This window comes from Mycolicibacterium pulveris (assembly GCF_010725725.1).
In the GTDB taxonomy this organism is placed as follows: domain Bacteria; phylum Actinomycetota; class Actinomycetes; order Mycobacteriales; family Mycobacteriaceae; genus Mycobacterium; species Mycobacterium pulveris.
In genome coordinates, this window is the sequence record NZ_AP022599.1 from 3,266,910 (window position 1) to 3,284,138 (window position 17,229).

Consider the following 17,229-nt stretch of genomic DNA (forward strand, 5'->3'; position numbering starts at 1 on the left):
CGCCTGGTTTAGGCTAGTGCGATGTCGTTTCTGTTGCGCGCGGCGTTGACCGGGCTCGCGCTGTGGGTCGTCACGCTCATCGTTCCCGGTATCCGTTTCGTCGGCGGCGATTCGAACCTGCAGACAATCGGGATCATCTTCGTCGTCGCGGTGATCTTCGGTCTGGTCAACGCGGTCATCAAGCCGATCGTGCAGATCATCTCGATCCCGCTCTACATCCTCACCCTCGGCCTGTTCCACATCGTGATCAACGCGCTGATGCTGTGGATCACGTCGTGGATCACCGAGAACACCACCCACTGGGGGCTCTATATCGACGACTTCTGGTGGACGGCGATCTGGGCGGCGATTGTGCTTTCGGTGGTCAGCTGGCTGTTGTCGCTGGTGGTACGAACGGCAGACTAGAGACATGCCCGAACTGCCCGAGATCGAAGCGCTCGCCGACCACCTGCGCAGGCATGCCGTCGGCCTGACGGTCGGCCGCATCGACGTGTCGGCATTGTCCGTGCTCAAGACCTTCGACCCGCCGCCGTCGGCGCTGCACGGTCAAACGGTGACCGGCGCCGATCGGTGGGGGAAGTACCTCGGTCTGCATGTGGGTGACCTGCACCTCATCACCCACCTGTCACGGGCGGGCTGGCTGCGCTGGTCGGACAAGCTGGCGGCGGCGCCGCTGAAACCCGGCAAGGGGCCGATCGCGCTTCGGGTGCACCTCGGAACACCCGGTGAGGCACCGGGTTTCGACCTCACCGAGGCCGGCACGCAAAAGCGGCTCGCGGTGTGGCTCGTCGACGACCCGGCCTCGGTGCCCGGCATCGCCGCGCTGGGGCCCGATGCGTTGTCGCTGGGTCCCGACGAACTCGCTGACGTCCTGGGAAACCACAGCGGCCGGCTCAAGACCGTCATCACCGACCAGAAGGTGATCGCGGGCATCGGCAACGCCTACAGCGACGAGATCCTGCATGCCGCCCGGCTGTCGCCGTTCGCGACCGCAGGCAAGCTGACCGAGGCGCAGTTGGCCGCCCTGCACGACGCGATGATCAGCATTCTGACCGACGCCGTCGAGCGCTCGGTCGGTCAGCAGGCCGCGACCCTCAAGGGGGAGAAGCGGTCCGGGCTGCGGGTGCACGCCCGGACCGGACTGCCGTGCCCGGTGTGCGGGGACACCGTGCGCGAGGTGTCGTTCGCCGACAAGTCGTTCCAGTACTGCCCGACGTGCCAGACCGGCGGCAAGGTGCTCGCCGACCGGCGGTTGTCGCGGCTGCTCAAGTAAATGTGAGCAGCGCGTCGCCGGATGCTGGTCCGGCGGCATCGCGCCTGGTCAAGGAGATGTTCTACGCCCCGGCGGCGCGGCCGAATGCGAGTTGTCCGGGCGGGCCCGATGCCCGACGCTGGAAGCATGGAGTACAGCAGATACGCGTCGTTCCTGCCCACACGCCACCGCCCCGACCCGCCGATCGAGCCGACCTCGACCTGGTGGTCCTGGCGCGGCCGCTCGATCCACGTGGCGCGGGCGAGCGCGCCGGATGCGGCGGTGCGCGTGATGGTCATCCACGGCGGCGGCGGATACTCGGGCGCCCTGTGGCCGATCGCGGCCGCCGTGGCCCGCGAAGGTGTCGAGGTGCTGGCACCGGACATGCCGCTCTACGGCGACACGGTCGAGCCCGATCCGGCGTCGGTCCGCTACCAGGACTGGCTGGACATGTTGGCCGACCTCGTGACCGCCGAACGCGCCGATGACCGGCGCCCGCTCGTGCTGCTCGGCGCGAGCATGGGCGGGCTGATAGCTTACGAAACCGCGGCGCGCACAGGTGAAGTCGCTCACGTCGTGGCCACGTGCCTGCTCGATCCGTCCGATCCCGAGGCCCGATGGGCGGCCGCGCGCATCCCGGTGCTCGGGCCGGTCGCGCCGACGCTGATGAAGGCGGTCGACCCCCTGTGTGGACGCGTGCGGGTGCCGATCCGCTGGCTGGTCGACATGAACAGCATGAGCCTCGACCCCGAGCTCACCCGGGTGTGCGCCACCGACCCAAAGGGCGGTGGGGTGCGGGTCCCGCTCGGATTCCTGTGCAGCTGGCTGAATTTCACGCACACGGAGCCGGAAACCTTCCGCGCGGCACCGGTCACGCTGGTGCATCCGGCCGCTGACCGGTGGACACCGCCGAAGGTCAGCATCCGGTTCCTCAACCGGATCGCCAGGCCGACAAGCCTTGTGCTGCTGCAGAATTGCGGACACTATCCGATCGAGGAGCCCGGCCTCAGCCAGCTCATCGATGCGCTGCGGACGGTGCGTGACGACGTGTTGTCGGGTTCGACGGGCACGGCGCCTTAGGGCGGCGGCACCACCCGGCTGACCAGGGTCACCAACTGTTCGACGTCCATGTCGCGGTCGGTCATCACCCGGTGCAGGTGCGCGTCGACCGTGTGGACCACGGTTTGGGCGGTCAGCCCAGCGTCGCCGCCGTCGCGGCCGCACCGCGCCAGGTGATAGGCGACCTCCCCGCTGATGTCGTCCTCGAACTCGCGCAGAACGTCGAGGTCGGCGGGCAGGCGCGGGCCGAGCCGATGCATCAGCCGGTGCAGGCCCGGGCGGTCGCGGTGCAAGTCGACCACGGCCTGCAGGAGCATGCGCATGGACTCATCGAACGGCGGTTCCTCGTCGCGCAGCCGCTTGAACACCTCGTCCATCCGGGTCCGCGCCTCGTCGACATGACGCTGGGCCAACGCGCGCAGCAACGCGTGCTTGTTCGGAAAGTATTGGTACAGGCTGCCGATCGATACCCCGGCCCGCTCGGCGATGCGGTTGGTCGTCGCCTTCAGGCCTTCGCGGTTGAACACCTGAGCCGCGGCCTCGAGCAGCACCTCCACGGTGTCTCGGGACCGTTCTTGGCGTGGTCGTTTCCGGGGCTCGTCGATGCGCTCAGTGTACGTCGGATCAGCCGGCCCAACAGTAGGACCGGGTGGCCGCCGACAGCGCGTGGCGATACAGCGGATCGAGCGTGCGGGCGGCGGCGACGGCGTCGGTCGCATCGGTCAGCGTGGCCGCGCATCCCGGGCTGTGCAGCCAGTTCCATTGCTGCGCAATCTCTTCGACCATGGTTCGGTTGAACCCGTCGATCTGCGTGCGCGACTGCGACAGATCGGGTGCGACGGTGGGGGCGCTGGCGGGCTCGAGCTTCCACTGGCCGAAGCGGGTGTATTGGATACCCTCGGTGGCGTCGATCTGGTCGGCGAAGATGGTCCGCACATAGCGCTGGTCGATCCCGCGGGCCGCGGCGTCGGCGGCGACGGCGTCGAGAACCGCTCCGGCGCGCGACGGGTCGGTGATCGGCCCGCCGTGCAGCCACTTGGCCGCAGCGACCGGCTCGGCGGTGGCCAGACGCTGCGCCGCGGTGTCGACCAGCCGATACAGCGGGCTCACGGGATCGGCCTGAGCAGCGGCCTGCGACACCCACACAGCCGCCGTCGCCAGCAGAAACGCTGCCATCCGCTGCAAAACCATGTGTCCATCCTGACGATGGGCGCGCTGGCTTAGTCTGTCGGGGTGACTCGGCAGAAGATCTTGATCACCGGCGCGAGCTCCGGCCTGGGCGCCGGGATGGCTCGCGCATTCGCCGCGAAAGGCCGCGACCTGGCGCTGTGCGCCCGCCGCACCGACCGTCTCGACGAGTTGAAGGCCGAACTGCTCGACCGCCATCGACACATCAGGGTGGCTGTCGCCGCCCTGGACGTCAACGACCACGACCAGGTACCGAAGGTGTTCAGAGAGCTTTCCGGCGAACTGGGCGGCATCGACCGGGTCATCGTCAACGCGGGCATCGGCAAGGGCGCACCGCTGGGGACGGGCAAGCTGTGGGCGAACAAGGCCACGATCGAGACGAACCTCGTTGCGGCGCTTGTGCAGATCGAAACGGCGCTGGAGATGTTCAAGGAGGCCGACGGCGGGCACCTGGTGCTCGTCTCGTCGGTCCTCGGCAACAAGGGAGTGCCGGGCGTGAAAGCCGCCTACGCCGCCAGCAAGGCCGGGGTGTCCTCGCTCGGCGAATCGCTGCGCGCTGAGTACGCCACAGGGCCGATCAAAATCACCGTTCTCGAACCCGGCTACATCGAATCCGAGATGACCGCGCAGTCCAAGTCGACGATGTTGATGGTGGACAACGAAACCGGCGTGCGCGCGATGGTCGGCGCCATCGAACGCGAGACCGAGCGCGCGGCGGTGCCGTGGTGGCCGTGGGCGCCGCTGGTTCAGCTGCTGAAGGTGCTGCCGCCGCGGTTCACCAAACCGTTCGCCTAGGCGGCGCGTGTAGCGGCGTGCGCCGACGGGTAATCCGCAGCGCCATGAGGGTGCTGTTGACCGGTGGGACCGGATTTGTCGGCGCGTGGACGGCCAAAGCCGTCGTCGAGGCGGGCCACCAGGTGAGATTTCTGGTCCGCAACCCGGCACGGCTGGCGACAAGCGCCGTGCAGATCGGCATGGACACCGGGGACACCGGGGACTACGCCGTCGGCGACATCGCCGACGCTGATTCCACGGCCGCGGCAATGGACGGCTGCGATGCCGTAATCCATTCCGCGGCAATGGTATCCATCGACCCACGACAGGCCGACGCGATGCTGCGGACCAACCTCGCCGGCGCCAGGAACGTGCTGGGGGTGGCTGCCGATCGCGGCCTCGACCCGATCGTGCACGTGTCCAGCTTCACCGCGTTGTTCAGTGCCGGCTGCCGCACGCTGCACGCCGATCTGCCGGTCGCGGGCGGGTCGGATGGTTACGGGAAATCCAAGGCGGAGGTGGAGAAGTACGCGCGGGGTCTGCAGCGGGCGGGCGTGCCGGTCGCCATCACGTATCCCGGCATGGTGCTCGGACCGCCGGCGGGTGATCAGTTCGGTGAAGCGGCCCAAGGCGTTGCGGCGGCGATACAGATGCGCGGTGTGCCCGGCCGCGGCGCGGCGTGGACGATCGTGGACGTGCGAGACCTTGCCGCCCTGCACGCCGCGTTGCTCGAACCCGGTAAGGGCCCGCGTCGCTACATGGCAGGCGGTCACCGCGTCGAAATCAGCGACCTGGCGTCGATGATCGGACGCGCAGCCGGCGTATCGCTGCTGGTATACCCGATACCGGATGTTTTACTCCGCAATATCGGGCGCGTGGTCGACGTGATCGGGCCGTATCTGCCGTTCGACACGCCGATGACCGCGGCGGCGATGCAGTACTACACGCAGATGCCGGATTGCGACGACTCGCCGAGCGAGCTCGAACTCGGCATCACCTACCGCGACCCGCAGGAAACGCTGGCGGACACCGTTTCCGGGCTCCGGCGGGTCGGTCGACTGTGAACATCGGATGTTTCATCGGCGCGGCGTGGTGGTAGCCAACAAGCATGAACGCGAAACTGACGAAATTGACGCCCCTGTTGTTCGCGGGAGCGGCGGCCGCGGCGATCGCCGCCGCCCCGATCGCCGGTGCTCAACCACCGCCTCCGCCGTGCGTGAACGCCGACGGCACACCCTGTGCCGGCATCGGCAACATCGAAGCCGGCCCCGGCGGTGGTGCCGACGTGCACGTCCCCGGTGGCCCGCAGGGCTCCGCTGACCTGGGCGGTGCCGAGGGGGTAATCCCCGGCGGCCCTGAGGGTTCGGCTGGTCCGGGAGGTGCCAGCGGGTCGCTGGCTCCCGGTGGACCCGGCGGCGCTGCCGGCCCCGGTGGGGCGAGCGGATGCCTGCCGAATGTCGGGTGCATCAACATCCCCGTCCCGTAACCGGTTAGCTGACTGACGCCGCGCGGCGCACGCTCCGCTGCGAGTGTGCGCCGCGTTGCGTGCGGGTCAAGCCCGCGACCGTGCGGATCGATACGCTTCGCCCGGCGTGTCGGGTACGAAACCGCACCATGGCGGAAAAAGGGGGCTTAGGCCGGGCGACCGCGTTCCACGCGGTAGCGGCGCACCAGCGCGTCGGTCGACGAATCCGACTGCTGCCCGGGCGCCGCGTCGGCGGTGATCACCGGCAGCAGCGCCTTGGCCTGGGTCTTGCCGAGCTCGACACCCCACTGGTCGAATGAGTCGATACTCCAGATCACGCCCTCGGTGAACACCTGGTGCTCGTAGAGCGCGATCAGCTGACCGACGGTGGACGGGGTCAGCTTCGTCGCGAGGATCGACGTCGTGGGCCGGTTGCCCGGCATCACCTTGTGCGGCACCACGTCCGGTGGCGTGCCCTCGGCGGCGATCTCCTCGGCGGTCTTGCCGAACGCGAGCACCTGGGTTTGAGCGAAGAAGTTGCTCATCAACAGGTCGTGCATGCTGCCCGAGCCGTCGGCGGTCGCGAGATCGTCTGTGGGCTGCGAGAACCCGATGAAGTCCGCGGGCACCAGCCGGGTGCCTTGATGCAGAAGTTGATAGAACGCGTGCTGACCGTTGGTTCCCGGTTCGCCCCAGAAGATCTCACCCGTGTCGGTGGTCACCCGGGTGCCGTCGGCGCGCACGAACTTGCCGTTGGACTCCATCGTCAGCTGCTGCAGGTATGCCGCGAACCGCGACAGGTCGTTGGAGTACGGCAGCACAGCGCGTGACTGCGCACCGAAGAAGTTGTTGTACCACAAGCCGATCAGGCCCAGCAGCGCCGGTGCGTTGGCCTCCAGCGGCGCGGTGCGGAAATGCTCGTCGACGACATGGAACCCGGCCAGAAACTCCGCGAAGCGTTCCCTGCCGATGACGGCCATCACGCTCAATCCGATTGCGCTGTCGACGGAGTAGCGGCCGCCGACCCAATCCCAGAAACCGAACATGTTCTCGGTGTTGATACCGAAGTCGTCCACCAGCTTCTTGTTGGTCGACACCGCGACGAAATGCTTGGCCACCGCGGCGTCCCCGAGCGCATCGGTCAGCCAGCGGCGCGCGGCCGTGGCGTTGGTCAGCGTCTCCAGCGTCGAGAACGTCTTGGACGCGACGATGAAAAGCGTTGTGGCCGGGTCAAGCCCGTCGAGCTTGGCCACCAAGTCGGCCGGATCGACGTTGGACACGAACCGCGCCGCGATACCGGCGTCGGCGTAGTGCCGCAGCGCCAACGTGACCATCACCGGCCCGAGATCGGAACCGCCGATGCCGATGTTGACCACGGTCTTGATGCGTTCGCCCGTGGCGCCGGTCCACTCGCCGCTGCGCAGCCGGTCGGTGAAATCGCCCATCCGGTCCAGCACCGCATGCACGTCGGAGACGACGTCCTGGCCGTCGACCACCAGCTCGGCGTCGCGCGGCAGCCGCAGCGCCGTGTGCAGCACGGCACGGTCCTCGGAGGTGTTGATGTGCACGCCGGAGAACATGGCGTCGCGGCGCTGCTCGAGCCGCGCGGCACGGGCCAGGTCCACCAGCAGCCGCAACGTTTCCCGCGTCACCCGGTGCTTGCTGTAGTCGATGTAGAGATCGCCGACCGTCAGCGTCAACTCGGTGCCGCGCGCCGGGTCGTCGGCGAACAACTGCCGCAGATGCCTGTCGCCGATGTCGTCGTGATGCCGCTGCAATGCCTGCCATGCGCTGGTTGCCGTGATATCGGGTATGTCGGCACTCATGACGATGACCCTAGTGCGGGACAACGTCTGAAGGTGTAAGAGAGGAACTATGGATACCGCGAAGCTGCTGTCGTCAGTGCCCACCGGACTGTGGATCGGCGGTGAACAACGCCAGGGGTCTTCGACGTTCGACGTGCTCGACCCCTCCGACGACCAGGTGCTGGCGACCGTCGCCAACGCCACCCCCGACGACGCGATCGCCGCGCTGGACGCCGCGTGCGAGGTGCAGGCCCGATGGGCCGCCACCGCGCCGCGCGAACGCGGCGAGATCCTGCGCGCGGTGTTCGAGAAGATCACCGAACGCGCCGAGGACATCGCCACGCTGATGACGCTGGAGATGGGCAAGGTGCTCCCGGAGAGCATGGGCGAGGTCAAATACGGCGCGGAGTTCTTCCGCTGGTTCGCCGAAGAGGCGGTACGCATCGCGGGCCGCTACACGCCCAGCCCGGCGGGCACCGGCCGGGTCCTGGTCACCAAGCAGCCCGTCGGCCCCTGCTACGCGATCACCCCGTGGAACTTCCCGCTGGCGATGGGCACCCGCAAGATGGGCCCGGCGTTCGCCGCAGGCTGCACGATGATCGTCAAACCAGCCCAGGAGACGCCGCTGACCATGCTGCTGCTGGCCAAGCTGATGGACGACGCCGGGCTGCCCAAGGGCGTGCTGTCGGTGCTGCCGACCAACAGCCCCGGGCCGGTCACCGAGGCGCTGATCGACGACGGCCGGCTGCGCAAGCTGACGTTCACCGGCTCCACCGGCGTGGGCAAGGCGTTGGTGAAGCAGTCGGCCGACAAGCTGCTGCGCACCTCGATGGAGCTCGGCGGCAACGCGCCGTTCGTGGTGTTCGACGACGCCGACGTCGACGCCGCGGTCGACGGCGCGATCCTGGCCAAGATGCGCAACGGCGGCGAGGCCTGCACGGCGGCCAACCGTTTCCACGTCGCCAACGCCGTGCGCGAGGAGTTCACCGAGAAGCTCGTCAAGCGGATGAGCGAGTTCACCCTCGGCAAGGGCATCGACGAGTCGGCCACCCTCGGCCCGCTGATCAACGCCAAGCAGGTCGCCACCGTCACCGAGCTGGTATCCGACGCGGTCTCGCGCGGCGCCACCGTCGCCGTCGGCGGTGAAGCCCCCGGCGGACCCGGCAATTTCTACCCGGCCACCGTGCTGACCGACGTCCCCGCCGACGCCCGCATCCTCAAGGAGGAGGTGTTCGGGCCCGTCGCGCCGATCATCGGTTTCGACACCGAAGACGAGGGGGTCGCCGCCGCCAACGACACCGAGTACGGGCTGGCCGCCTACGTCTACACCCGGTCGCTGGACCGCGCGCTGCGCGTCGCCGACGCCATCCAATCCGGCATGGTCGGCATCAACCGCGGCGTGATCTCCGACCCGGCCGCGCCGTTCGGCGGCGTCAAGGAGTCCGGCTTCGGGCGGGAGGGCGGATTCGAAGGCATGGACGAATATCTCGACATCAAATACATCGCGTTGACGAAGTAGCGAGACACGCCGCCGCGCCTGCCACCGGCTGTCAGCGCGCGCAGGCAAGATTTCCCAAGTGAATGCGCGCCGATACGTCGCGCCCGCTGATCGTCGCCCGCTGTCACATCGCTTCGCGCGTGCGCGTCGGCGCCGCGACATCCCCGCCCTCGACGGCCTCCGCGCCGTGGCGGTGGCCCTCGTACTCGCCGACCACGGCGGCATCCCCGGCGTCTCCGGCGGCTTTCTCGGCGTCGACGTCTTCTTCGTGCTGAGCGGCTTCCTGATCACCTCGCTGCTGCTCGACGAGCACGCCCGCACCGGGCGAATCGGCCTCACCGACTTCTGGATCCGCCGCGCCCGCAGGCTGCTGCCCGCCCTGCTCGTGGTGGTGCTGGCGGTGGTCGCCGTGCGGCAGCTGTTTCCGGCCGAAGCGATCGCGTCGCTGCGCGACGACGCCGTCGCCTCGTTCTTCTGGGTGGCCAACTGGGCGTTTGTCGCGCAACGCACCGACTACTTCGCGCAGGGTGCGCCGCCGTCGCCGCTGCAACACATGTGGTCGCTCGGCGTGGAGGAGCAGTACTACCTGCTCTGGCCGGTGCTGCTGATCGGGGTGGCCGTCGTGTTCCGCGCGCGGCTGCGGGCGGCCGTGCTGGTGCTGGCGACCGTCGGCGCGGCGGCGTCGGCGACCGCGGCGGTCATCTACACCACCGACGCGTCGCTGAACCGGATCTACTTCGGCACCGACACCCGCGCGCAGGCGCTGCTCATCGGTGCTGCGGCGGCGGCGCTGCTGGTGCGCGACTGGTCGACGGTCACGATGGGCGGGCCGGTGATCCGGGCGCGGTGGCGGCGATGGCTCGCCAGGGCGCTGTCGCTGATCGGGCTGGTGGTGTTGGGCCTGGCCGTGCACCACGCGACGGGCAGCACCGCCGATTTCCGCGGCGGGCTGCTGATCATCGTGGCGATCGCGGCGGTGTTCGTCGTCGCCGCGGTGGCGATGGACCAGGACGGGCCGGTGGCCCGCGTGCTGGCGTGGCGCCCGCTGGTGTGGCTGGGGGCCATCTCCTACGGCGTCTACCTCTGGCACTGGCCGATCTTCTTGGCGCTCAACGGAGAACGGACCGGCTGGTCGGGCTGGTCGTTGTTCGCGCTGCGATGCGCGGTGACGATCGCGCTGGCCGCGGTGTCGTGGTGGTTGCTCGAGCAGCCGGTGCGACGGTGGCGTCCGGTGATCGTTCCGATGCTGCCGCTGGCCGCTGCCACCGCCGCCACCGCCGCGGTGGTGACGATGACGGTGCTTCCCGTGGGGGTAAAACCCGCCGAGCAGGTTCCCAGCGAGGTCGACTCGGCCGCGTTCGTCGGCGCCGAGGTGCCCGTCGAAGTGCAGCGGCCCGCTCAACTGGCGCCGGGCACCAGGACCGTCGCGGTGTTCGGCGACTCGGTGGCGTGGACGATCATGCGCTATCTGCCGCCGACGCCGGGGTTCGCGTTCAGCAACTACACCACGATCGGCTGCGGGATCGCCCGCGGCGGACCGTATCGGCACGTCGGCGAGACCCTGAACCAGAAGCCGGAGTGCGACGCGTGGCCGAGCCGGTGGGCGCAGCGCATCAACCACGACCGGCCCGACGTCGTGCTGCTGATCATCGGCCGCTGGGAGGTGGTCGACCGGATGCACGAGGGCCGATGGGCGCACATCGGCGATCCGGTTTACGACGCCTATCTGCGCACCGAGCTCAACCGTGCGCTCGACATCCTCGGCTCCACGGGTGCGCGCGTCGTGGTGACGACCGAGCCGTACAACCGCCGCGGCGAGCGGGCCGACGGCACCCTCTATCCGGAGGATCGGCCCGGGCGCGTCGACGACTGGAACGATCTGCTGCGCCGCGTCGCGACCAAACGGCCCAACGTCACGGTGCTCGACCTCAACCGCAAGCTGGGGCCCAACGGCGGCTACACCAACCGCATCGACGGCATCCGGATGCGCAGCGACGGGCTGCACCCGACGCCGGACGCGGTGGAGTGGCTGACGCCGTGGCTGACCGACGCCCTCAAGTAGTAGGGATTTCGGCGCGTTTTGTCACGCTCACCGTGACAAAGTACGCCGAAATCGCCGCGCCGAGGGGTCAGTGGCCGAGGCGGCCGCGGCCCAGGCGCAGCAGCAGCATCGCGAGGTCCTTGCCCTCCGGGCCGAGTTCGCTGTAGCGCTCGATGACCTTCATCTCGCGGCTGTGCACCAGGCGGGTGCCGCCGGAGGCCATTCGGGCCTTGCCGATGAGCTTGGACACCTCGGTACGGCGCTTGACGGCCTCCAGGATCGCGGCGTCCAGCCGGTCGATCTCCTGGCGCAATTGGTCGATGTCGGCGACCGGCTCAGTTTCAGTAGTCATGGCATTCTCTTCGTTCTCGTTGTGCGGCAATTCTGGTCTCATCCGGTTTTGGGCCTCACACACGAGACGAGCCCCGGATCCGGACGCGGACCACGGGGCTCACAGAAGCTGCTAAACCACGGGCACCGCTGACCGGTACCCGTAGAAAAATCGGCGCTGCGCCGACGGCTGACTGTTGAGCACCAGATGAGTGTGCCACCAATCGCCGCGCCAGCGCAAAGGATGTCCCTCGTCAACGGTAAGTTTGGATGCGACATGAGTGTGCATGTGACCGGTTCGGACGCCATGACCGGGATGGACTCCGCCGACGGCGACCTTTTGGCCGGCCTCAACCCGCAGCAACGCCAGGCGGTGTTGCACGAGGGCTCGCCGCTGCTGATCGTTGCCGGCGCCGGATCGGGCAAGACCGCGGTGCTCACCCGCCGGATCGCCTACCTGCTGGCCGAGCGCGACGTCGGCGTCGGGCAGGTGCTGGCCATCACGTTCACCAACAAGGCCGCCGCCGAGATGCGCGAGCGCGTGGTCGCGCTGGTCGGTCCGCGCGCCCGGGCTATGTGGGTGTCGACGTTCCACTCGACCTGCGTGCGGATCCTGCGCAACCAGGCGTCGCTGCTGCCGGGGCTGAACTCCAACTTCTCGATCTATGACGCCGACGACTCGCGGCGGCTGCTGCAGATGATCGGCAAGGATCTCGGGCTGGACACCAAACGGTATTCGGCGCGGCTGCTGGCCAACGGCATCTCCAACCTCAAGAACGAGCTGATCGGCCCGCAGGAGGCCGCGTCCGACGCCGCCGACGTCGGCGAGGAACTGCCCCGCATCATCGCCGAGGTCTACGCGGAGTACCAGCGCAGGCTGCGCGCGGCCAACGCGCTGGACTTCGATGACCTGATCGGCGAGACCGTCGCTGTGCTGCAAGCCTTTCCGCAGATCGCCCAGTACTATCGGCGACGGTTCCGGCACATCCTCGTCGACGAATACCAGGACACCAACCATGCCCAGTACGTGCTGGTGCGTGAACTCGTGGGAAGGGAGAGCCCGGGAGACGATCCAGCCGGGGTAGCGCCCGCCGAGCTGTGTGTGGTGGGCGATGCCGACCAGTCCATCTACGCGTTCCGCGGCGCCACGATCCGCAACATCGAGGACTTCGAGCGCGACTTCCCCAACGCCACAACGATTCTGCTCGAGCAGAACTACCGCTCGACGCAGAACATCCTCAATGCCGCCAACTCGGTGATCTCCCGCAACACCGGGCGGCGGGAGAAGAAGCTGTGGACCGACGCCGGGGAGGGCGAGCTCATCGTCGGCTACGTCGCCGACAACGAGCACGACGAGGCGCGGTTCGTCGCCGGTGAGATCGACACGCTGGTGGAGCGCGGTGACCTCACCTACAACGACATCGCCGTGTTCTACCGCACCAACAACTCGTCGCGCGCGTTGGAAGAGGTGTTCATCCGCTCCGGCATCCCCTACAAAGTCGTTGGGGGCGTTCGCTTTTACGAACGCAAAGAGATCCGCGACATCGTCGCCTATCTGCGGGTGCTGGACAATCCGGGCGACTCGGTGAGCATGCGGCGCATCCTGAACACCCCGCGGCGCGGAATCGGCGACCGTGCTGAGGCGTGCGTGGCGGTGCACGCCGAGAACACCGGCCTGAGTTTCAACGACGCGCTTCAGGCCGCCGCCGAGGGCAAGGTGCCGCTGCTGAACACCCGCTCGGAGAAGGCGATCGCCGGGTTCGTCGCAATGCTCGACGAGCTGCGCGGACAGCTCGACGGTGAACTGGGCGACCTGGTGGAGGCGGTGCTCGACCGCACCGGCTACCGCACCACGCTGGAATCCTCGAGTGACCCGCAGGATCTCGCGCGGCTGGACAACCTCAACGAATTGGTCAGCGTCGCACACGAATTCAGCACCGATCTCGCCAACGCCCAAGCCCTCGGCGAGATCGATCCCGCGGACGAGGACATTCCCGACACCAGCGTGCTGGCCCAGTTCCTCGAACGGGTGTCGCTGGTCGCCGATGCCGACGAGCTCCCCGAGCACGGTGCGGGTGTGGTGACGATGATGACGCTGCACACCGCGAAGGGCCTGGAGTTTCCCGCGGTGTTCGTGACCGGTTGGGAGGACGGCATGTTCCCGCACATGCGGGCGCTGGGCGACCCCACCGAGTTGTCCGAGGAACGACGGCTGGCTTACGTCGGGATCACCCGGGCCCGCCAGCGGCTCTACGTCAGCCGTGCGAAGGTACGTTCGTCGTGGGGCCAGCCGATGCTGAACCCCGAATCGCGGTTCCTCAAGGAGATTCCGCAGCACCTCATCGACTGGCGACGCACCGATCCGACGCCGTCGTTCTCCGCACCGGTCAGCGGCGCGGGCCGGTTCGGCGCGCCGCGCCCGGCCCCGACGCGGTCGTCGGCCGGTAAGCGTCCGATGGTGGTGCTGGAACCGGGGGACCGGGTCAGCCACGACAAGTACGGGCTGGGTCGCGTGGAGGAGGTGTCCGGCGTCGGCGAATCGGCGATGTCGCTCATCGACTTCGGCAGCGCGGGACGGGTCAAGCTGATGCACAACCACGCGCCGATCACCAAGCTCTGACGCTCGCCCAGCGTCGAGACCGACGCTGCGGTCGTTTTCGCTCGGGCGGTTTCCGCCATTGCGTCGGTTTCGGCGCGCGGCGCGCCTGGTGTTAGCCGGATCGCTCCCAGCGGCCCGTGGCCGGCAACGCGGCGAGCACGATCGTGGCCACCGGGAAGACCGGGATCGCGTACACCACCGCGGGCAGCTTGGCGCCCGCGACGAACAGGCTGGAGAAAATCAACAGCGCCACAACGGAACCCACCACGATCAGCAGGCGGCTCAGGCGGCGGCGCAACAGCAACCCGATCAACCCCGCGATGAGGGCGGCCGCCGAGATCGCGGTGAGGAAGCCGACGGCGACGCAGAAGAGCGGGTCGGAGCGCCACCAGCCGGTGATCAGATCGGTGGCGATGACGGCGGTGGCCCAACCGGCCAGGATGCTCATGACCGCGGTGGTGATCGCCGTCTTGGGGCTGGCCGGGGCCGGTTGCCTCGGGGACACGGCCATCGGCCGGGCGCGCGGGATGTACCCCGTCTGCAGGTCGGACTGGTCTGACAACTGCGTCGGGCCCACATCGGTCACCTGGGTCGGCGGGTCCACGACGGGATTCGCGCCGGTGGGGTGGCGGCGGATGATACTGGTCTGCGGCTCTTGGCCGACGGGAATCTCGCCGGTGGGATGACGCCGGATTATCCGCGGTGAGCTGTCGTCGTCGGCCACTCAGCCAGCGTAATTGTCAGCCCACTCAGGGCGTGAGCCCGCGCTTGGCCAGCCAACCGACCGGGTCGACGCGGTCGGTGCCGTTGACCAGCACCTCGAAGTGCAGGTGCGGTCCGGTGGAGTTGCCGGTGTTGCCCATCTTGGCGATCTGGTCACCGGCCCACACCCGCTGGCCAACGTCGACCAGCACCGAGCTGAGGTGACCGTAGAGCGTCACCGAGCCGTCGGAATGGCGCAGCTTGACCATGTTGCCGTAGCCGGCATACGGGCCCGCCGAGATGACGACGCCGTCGGACGCGGCCAGAATCGGCGTGCCGATCGAGTTGGCGATGTCGATGCCGCCGTGCAGGACACCCCAGCGGTATCCGAAGCCCGACGTCCACACCCCGCGGGTCGGCATGACGAACATCGGCCGCTGCAGCCGGGCTTCGCGCTCGGCGCGTTCCTGCGCGAACGCGGCCGCCTTCTGGATCTCCTCGGTGTGCACGGCTGAGTTGGCGGCGGGCGTGACCGCCACGACCTGCATGCCGTCCATCGAGCCGGTGATCGCGCCGCCACCCAGCGCGGCCTGATCGGCCGCCAGGACGGTGGCGTCGGCTTCCTTCGCGGACGGGTGCGTCATCGAGTACGCGCCCGCCGCGGTGGCGCCGACGGCCATCGCCGCGACCATCAGCCGACCCTTCACGGGCACGTCGGGTTTGCGGTGCGCGCTGCGACGGCCGATGTTGATGACGTCGGTGGTGGCCATGCCGTCGCTGGTGTCGGTGTGGCTGTCGCGGTAGGCGCGGGTGCGGCGTTGATGGCCGGGGCCGGCTTGGAACTCCGACGGCACGGCGAGCCGCAACGGTGCGAGGTCGTCGGTGTCGTGCAGGTCGTCGAGCTCGGGCGCGTGGATTACGGCCGACTCCCGATCGAACGCGATGCTTTCCCGGAAGTCCACGTCGGACAGGTCGCCGAACTCGTTGAAGGGAATGATGTCGGTGACTTCAGCGGGACTTTCGGTGACGCGACCGGTGATTTGCCGTTTCGTCGTTCCCTTAGCGGGAAATCGGGACGAACGGTGCGCTGCCAATCTGCGGAGTCCTTTTCGCTGTGACCGAAATGTGACCTAAACCAGAAGGCACGTTAACCGCACTCCAATGTCGGCTGCAAGCCAAGCGGATATTCCGCGCGGGATTGTGAGCTGTATCACTGGCACCCGCCGGTGAGATCGACCACATGAGCGGTGGGCGGTGCCAAAGACCTCAGCGCGTGTCGATAAAGTTCCCCCGAGCCCTGTCGGCCCAAACCTTTGCAGAACACGCGCTAGAGACAGTGAGTCCATGGACCTCTTCGAATATCAGGCGAAAGAACTGTTCGCCAAGCACAACGTGCCCACCACACCCGGCCGGGTAACCGACACCGCCGAGGACGCCAAAGCGATCGCCGAGGAGATCGGCAAACCGGTGATGGTCAAGGCGCAGGTCAAGACCGGCGGCCGCGGGAAGGCCGGCGGCGTCAAGTACGCGGCCACTCCCGACGACGCCTTCACCCACGCCCAGAACATCCTCGGCCTCGACATCAAAGGCCACATCGTCAAGAAGCTGCTGGTCTCGGAGGCCAGCGACATCGCCGAGGAGTACTACATCTCGTTCCTGCTCGACCGCGCCAACCGCACCTACCTGGCGATGTGCTCGGTCGAGGGCGGCATGGAGATCGAAGAAGTCGCCGCCACCAAGCCCGACCGGCTGGCGAAGGTCCCCGTCAACGCGCTCAAGGGAGTCGACGTGGCCTTCGCGCGCGAGATCGCCGAGAAGGGCCACCTGCCTGCCGAGGTGCTCGACGCCGCGGCGGTGACGATCGCCAAGCTGTGGGAGGCCTTCGTCGCCGAGGACGCCACCCTGGTCGAGGTGAACCCGTTGGTGCGCACGCCCGACGATCAGATCCTCGCGCTCGACGGCAAGGTCACGCTGGACGCCAACGCCGACTTCCGCCACCCCGAGCACGCCGAGTTCGAGGACCGCGACGCCACCGATCCGCTGGAGCTCAAGGCCAAGGAGCACGACCTCAACTACGTCAAGCTCGACGGCCAGGTCGGCATCATCGGCAACGGCGCAGGCCTGGTGATGTCGACGCTGGACGTCACGGCGTACGCCGGTGAGAAGCACGGCGGCGTGAAGCCGGCCAACTTCCTCGACATCGGCGGCGGCGCCTCGGCCGAGGTGATGGCCGCCGGCCTGGATGTCATCCTGCACGATCCCCAGGTCAAGAGCGTGTTCGTCAACGTGTTCGGCGGCATCACCGCGTGCGACGAGGTTGCCAACGGCATCGTCAACGCGCTGAAGATCCTCGGCGACGAGGCCAACAAGCCGCTCGTGGTGCGACTCGACGGCAACAACGTGGAGGAGGGCCGGCGCATCCTGGCCGAGGCCAACCACCCGCTGGTGACTGAGGTGGACACGATGGACGAAGCCGCCGACAAGGCTGCCGAGCTGGCCGCGAAAGCCTGAGAGGA

The 17,229-nt window shown here is 68.2% G+C and carries 16 protein-coding genes; 10 read left to right on the forward strand and 6 right to left on the reverse strand.

Annotated elements, in window-relative coordinates:
• The first annotated feature begins 21 nt into the window (after positions 1-21).
• From G6N28_RS15910 to G6N28_RS15920, 3 genes are all read left to right on the forward strand, one after another.
• Positions 22-405: a phage holin family protein gene (locus G6N28_RS15910; RefSeq protein WP_163901844.1), complete on the forward strand. Its 384-nt coding sequence runs from the start codon at positions 22-24 to the stop codon at positions 403-405.
• Between the two features lie 4 nt (positions 406-409).
• On the forward strand, positions 410-1,273 hold the full coding sequence (locus G6N28_RS15915) for an Fpg/Nei family DNA glycosylase (RefSeq protein ID WP_163901846.1): 864 nt from the start codon (positions 410-412) through the stop codon (positions 1,271-1,273).
• Between the two features lie 126 nt (positions 1,274-1,399).
• The gene (locus G6N28_RS15920; protein WP_163901848.1) at positions 1,400-2,332 is read left to right on the forward strand and encodes an alpha/beta hydrolase; all 933 of its coding nucleotides are present in this window, start codon (positions 1,400-1,402) and stop codon (positions 2,330-2,332) included.
• Here the strand turns inward: G6N28_RS15920 and G6N28_RS15925 are convergent.
• The gene (locus G6N28_RS15925) at positions 2,329-2,868 is read right to left on the reverse strand and encodes a TetR/AcrR family transcriptional regulator (protein ID WP_235674588.1); all 540 of its coding nucleotides are present in this window, start codon (positions 2,866-2,868) and stop codon (positions 2,329-2,331) included. The genes G6N28_RS15920 and G6N28_RS15925 overlap by 4 nt on opposite strands.
• 67 nt (positions 2,869-2,935) lie before the next feature.
• Entirely contained in the window at positions 2,936-3,502 is a 567-nt protein-coding gene (locus G6N28_RS15930; RefSeq protein WP_163901852.1) for a chorismate mutase, read from the reverse strand.
• Positions 3,503-3,544: 42 nt separating this feature from the next.
• Between G6N28_RS15930 and G6N28_RS15935 the strand changes: the two genes are divergently transcribed.
• Genes G6N28_RS15935 through G6N28_RS15945 form a run of 3 tightly spaced genes read left to right on the forward strand, consistent with a single transcriptional unit; the run spans position 3,545 to position 5,759 of the window.
• Positions 3,545-4,294 (forward strand): SDR family oxidoreductase, encoded by a 750-nt coding sequence (locus G6N28_RS15935; RefSeq protein WP_163901854.1) that lies wholly within the window; start codon positions 3,545-3,547, stop codon positions 4,292-4,294.
• 44 nt (positions 4,295-4,338) lie between these two features.
• Entirely contained in the window at positions 4,339-5,337 is a 999-nt protein-coding gene (locus tag G6N28_RS15940) for an SDR family NAD(P)-dependent oxidoreductase (protein WP_163901857.1), read from the forward strand.
• A 44-nt stretch (positions 5,338-5,381) separates the two neighbouring features.
• Positions 5,382-5,759 (forward strand): hypothetical protein, encoded by a 378-nt coding sequence (locus tag G6N28_RS15945; RefSeq protein ID WP_163901859.1) that lies wholly within the window; start codon positions 5,382-5,384, stop codon positions 5,757-5,759.
• Positions 5,760-5,905: 146 nt separating this feature from the next.
• Here the strand turns inward: G6N28_RS15945 and pgi are convergent, their stop codons facing one another.
• Positions 5,906-7,564 (reverse strand): glucose-6-phosphate isomerase, encoded by a 1,659-nt coding sequence (gene pgi, locus G6N28_RS15950; RefSeq protein ID WP_163901861.1) that lies wholly within the window; start codon positions 7,562-7,564, stop codon positions 5,906-5,908.
• A 49-nt stretch (positions 7,565-7,613) separates the two neighbouring features.
• Between pgi and G6N28_RS15955 the strand changes: the two genes are divergently transcribed.
• Both G6N28_RS15955 and G6N28_RS15960 read left to right on the forward strand, forming a co-directional pair.
• Complete coding sequence (locus G6N28_RS15955) at positions 7,614-9,062, forward strand: NAD-dependent succinate-semialdehyde dehydrogenase (RefSeq protein ID WP_163901863.1); 1,449 nt, start codon at positions 7,614-7,616, stop codon at positions 9,060-9,062.
• 58 nt (positions 9,063-9,120) lie between these two features.
• Entirely contained in the window at positions 9,121-11,103 is a 1,983-nt protein-coding gene (locus tag G6N28_RS15960) for an acyltransferase family protein (protein WP_407664969.1), read from the forward strand.
• 67 nt (positions 11,104-11,170) lie between these two features.
• Here G6N28_RS15960 and G6N28_RS15965 read toward each other — a convergent pair whose 3' ends face one another.
• Complete coding sequence (locus G6N28_RS15965) at positions 11,171-11,476, reverse strand: chorismate mutase (protein ID WP_163901865.1); 306 nt, start codon at positions 11,474-11,476, stop codon at positions 11,171-11,173.
• A 213-nt stretch (positions 11,477-11,689) separates the two neighbouring features.
• On the opposite strand from G6N28_RS15965, the gene pcrA reads away from it, so the two are divergent.
• Positions 11,690-14,032, forward strand: a complete 2,343-nt coding sequence (gene pcrA / locus G6N28_RS15970) for a DNA helicase PcrA (RefSeq protein WP_170307899.1) — start codon at positions 11,690-11,692, stop codon at positions 14,030-14,032.
• A gap of 91 nt (positions 14,033-14,123) precedes the next feature.
• Here the strand turns inward: pcrA and G6N28_RS15975 are convergent, their stop codons facing one another.
• Together G6N28_RS15975 and G6N28_RS15980 are read right to left on the reverse strand one after the other, a co-directional pair.
• Positions 14,124-14,735 (reverse strand): hypothetical protein, encoded by a 612-nt coding sequence (locus G6N28_RS15975; protein WP_163901867.1) that lies wholly within the window; start codon positions 14,733-14,735, stop codon positions 14,124-14,126.
• 25 nt (positions 14,736-14,760) lie between these two features.
• Positions 14,761-15,807 (reverse strand): M23 family metallopeptidase, encoded by a 1,047-nt coding sequence (locus tag G6N28_RS15980; RefSeq protein WP_163901869.1) that lies wholly within the window; start codon positions 15,805-15,807, stop codon positions 14,761-14,763.
• 160 nt (positions 15,808-15,967) lie between these two features.
• On the opposite strand from G6N28_RS15980, the gene sucC reads away from it, so the two are divergent.
• Entirely contained in the window at positions 15,968-17,224 is a 1,257-nt protein-coding gene (gene sucC, locus G6N28_RS15985; protein ID WP_264072763.1) for an ADP-forming succinate--CoA ligase subunit beta, read from the forward strand.
• Positions 17,225-17,229 lie beyond the last annotated feature (5 nt).

Coding starts and splice junctions, on each gene's coding strand:
- G6N28_RS15965 (WP_163901865.1), bottom strand. CDS start 11,476: ATGAGACCAGAATTGCCGCACAACGAGAACGAAGAGAATGCCATGACT.
- G6N28_RS15955 (WP_163901863.1), top strand. CDS start 7,614: ATGGATACCGCGAAGCTGCTGTCGTCAGTGCCCACCGGACTGTGGATC.
- G6N28_RS15940 (WP_163901857.1), top strand. CDS start 4,339: ATGAGGGTGCTGTTGACCGGTGGGACCGGATTTGTCGGCGCGTGGACG.
- G6N28_RS15915 (WP_163901846.1), top strand. CDS start 410: ATGCCCGAACTGCCCGAGATCGAAGCGCTCGCCGACCACCTGCGCAGG.
- pgi (WP_163901861.1), bottom strand. CDS start 7,564: ATGAGTGCCGACATACCCGATATCACGGCAACCAGCGCATGGCAGGCA.
- G6N28_RS15910 (WP_163901844.1), top strand. CDS start 22: ATGTCGTTTCTGTTGCGCGCGGCGTTGACCGGGCTCGCGCTGTGGGTC.
- G6N28_RS15945 (WP_163901859.1), top strand. CDS start 5,382: ATGAACGCGAAACTGACGAAATTGACGCCCCTGTTGTTCGCGGGAGCG.
- pcrA (WP_170307899.1), top strand. CDS start 11,690: ATGAGTGTGCATGTGACCGGTTCGGACGCCATGACCGGGATGGACTCC.
- G6N28_RS15930 (WP_163901852.1), bottom strand. CDS start 3,502: ATGGTTTTGCAGCGGATGGCAGCGTTTCTGCTGGCGACGGCGGCTGTG.
- G6N28_RS15920 (WP_163901848.1), top strand. CDS start 1,400: ATGGAGTACAGCAGATACGCGTCGTTCCTGCCCACACGCCACCGCCCC.